Here is a 1,091-nt window from a genome sequence, read left to right as displayed (position 1 = left end):
TTTTGTATCTCAATACCAATTGCTAGAAATTTTTTGCTATCTTCTTTTAATCTTCTCCGATAGTTACGCAATGTCATATTATTAGTACCTTCCCCACTGACGGCTAAAATTAATGTATCAATATGCCAGCCGCCTTTAGGATCGTGCTTATGTGTTAATATATGACGTGCAACTGCTTGGCTAATACCATGCTGAAGACGAGCAATGGGGCCTGGATCATGATGAAAATGCAAATCTCGCTTCAACAACATTACTAATGCAACACCTAAGCGCACTCTCCACAGGTTACGTTCACCACCAGTTAGAGGATTACGCCTAGTCATTGGTGAAGGCACGACATGGTCAATTAAACCGCCTAGAATGGAATAACCGTGTTTTTCTAAATCTGGTGTTACTATTTCAACAGTTGCCACTCGTAGATCAACAAGTAGTTTTTTAATTCGATCATAACTGTATTGTGCATCGGATAGAGTTCGGCGTACTTTCGCTGGATCTACTAATAATTCGATTCCTCCATCAGAAATTTCTCGACGTTTCTCGGCCACATAGAGCATTGTTTCGACAATATCCGCATGACGTTGTCCTAGTCTTCCGGTAACTCGACAACGACCAAAACTAGTCTCCATCCACTGTCCCTTCAGCGCCAAGGGACGTTGACTTGGTTGGTACAGAATGACTCTAGCCTGCAGAGCTGTACTAGTAGGTGTAACTTTATTACCAGTTATCATTTTCTGCACCACTCAATGAAGACATACATTCTTTTGCTATTTGTTTTTTATTCTTCGATTTGAGTTGCGTTATCCTTAATACTCCCCCCTCATGTCTCTGTAACCAACGATCTGGAGCACGTTCTCCATAATTTGCTTTATTTATTCCAAATCTAACAAATTGACCTCGAACATCATCAGAAATACCATACGTCTTCGCTTCTAAGGCGGTCATGCCCGCCAGATAAGATTGCCACCGTATATTATCAACCAAGACACTACTACCCCTGCTTGCCTGCTGTATATCACCAACCCCCATCGTGGCAGCGCCTTTGTTTGAATGGTGTAGAAATATAATCGAACATCCAGTATCAGCAGCAATAC

Annotated in this window: 1 protein-coding gene and 1 pseudogene; both read right to left on the bottom strand. The window is 41.7% G+C overall.

Translation table 11 applies throughout. The features are described 5' to 3' along the window. The coding region (locus IMQ48_RS17255; RefSeq protein ID WP_196209984.1) for an ABC transporter ATPase at positions 1 to 728 on the bottom strand (728 nt) is incomplete at its 3' end. Further along, positions 715 to 1,091, bottom strand: a pseudogene (locus IMQ48_RS17250) (helicase RepA family protein); the annotation flags it as partial. The gene IMQ48_RS17255 and the pseudogene IMQ48_RS17250, both read right to left, overlap by 14 nt.

The sequence above is a fragment of the Citrobacter sp. Res13-Sevr-PEB04-36 genome (genome assembly GCF_015672735.1).
Classification (GTDB): Bacteria; Pseudomonadota; Gammaproteobacteria; order Enterobacterales; family Enterobacteriaceae; genus Citrobacter.
Note: the sequence above shows the minus strand (reverse complement) of the source record. Positions and strands in the feature narration are given on the sequence as shown.